Consider the following 1,200-nt stretch of genomic DNA (forward strand, 5'->3'; position numbering starts at 1 on the left):
GCTTTGTTTTCGTATTGCTGTATTTTAAAGATGAAATGAAAACATACTCACGTAAAGCGTTAGCAATCCTAAGTATTTGTTTTCTTTTCTTAGTCGGTATCTGTGCTTTTATCATTTTACAAGGACAGACATTGATGAAACGTCACCTCTTTTTTACAGGCTGGGAAACGATAACGGGCATTCTTTTAATAATCGTTTCTTTAAGCATTTGTACTTTTATTTTGAGGAAAATTTCAAATCGGTTAAAACGATTGTGATCTCATTCTTTCCTCTGATAAAGGTATATAGCTTTCAGATTGGCGAAGCGTTTCGTCCCTTACTTCACTCAAAATGAAATATTTTGTCGATTTATATACATCAATCCAGTTCCAAAATTAGGTATAATAAATGGCGAAACCACTATCTAAAGGGGGAATTTTGATGAAAAAAGTATTGATTGCAGGTGCAGTAGGAACTGCAGTTCTTTTCGGAACCCTTTCATCAGGTATACCAGGTTTACCCGCGGCAGACGCTCAAGTCGCAAAAGCAGCATCCCAGCTGCCTAACGGAATCGGCGGCCGTGTCTACCTGAACAGTACGGGCGCCATTTTTACAGCTAAAATCACGCTTCCTGAAACTGTCAAAAACAACGACTCGGTCTCTACTCCCTATATTTATTCTGGCTTTAGGGCAACAAGCGGAACTGAAGCCGATATCGGGCTTCAGTACAGCAAACAATACAACGTCTGGAAGCCCCTCATGAAGGTTGGGTCCAAAAATGAAGAAACGTACATCGAAGGAAAAGACAAATTCACATACAATAAAGGCTTCCGCCCTGGAAGCACAGTCCAAATGACAATCTATAAAAATTTAAGCGGCAATACGCGCATGACCCTTTGGGGAACGAACAATGACGGCTACACCGGACGGATTATCACAGAAATTCAAGGAACCAACATCGGCACGATTTCAAAATGGAAAACCCTTGCTACCGCGGCTGTTTCGTATGAAAGCCAGCGTGATGCGATCAAAGCAACCTTTTCGACATCTTTTAACAACATCACAATCGACAATAAAGCCGTCACTCCTGTGGTAGATACACAGGATTTCGCAAAGGTTTCTGTTGCAGGAAATAACGTTACGATCTCTGTTAATAAATAAACGAAGCAGCAAAAATCCGCCAGCATTGTCTGGCGGTTTTCCTTGGAGCATACTGGTCAT

General features: G+C 41.2%; 2 protein-coding genes. Both read left to right on the forward strand.

The window, feature by feature from the left end; genetic code table 11:
- Positions 1-257, forward strand: a 257-nt coding sequence (locus tag RAC86_RS38860) for a YoqO family protein (protein WP_377886973.1), incomplete at its 5' end; no start/stop codon positions are given.
- 160 nt (positions 258-417) lie between these two features.
- Positions 418-1,140 carry a YrpD family protein gene (locus RAC86_RS38865; protein WP_160221609.1) on the forward strand — a complete coding sequence of 241 codons (723 nt, stop codon included), beginning with the start codon at positions 418-420 and terminating at the stop codon, positions 1,138-1,140.
- The last annotated feature ends 60 nt before the right edge of the window (positions 1,141-1,200 follow it).

Source organism: Bacillus sp. LR_5 (assembly GCF_042709275.1).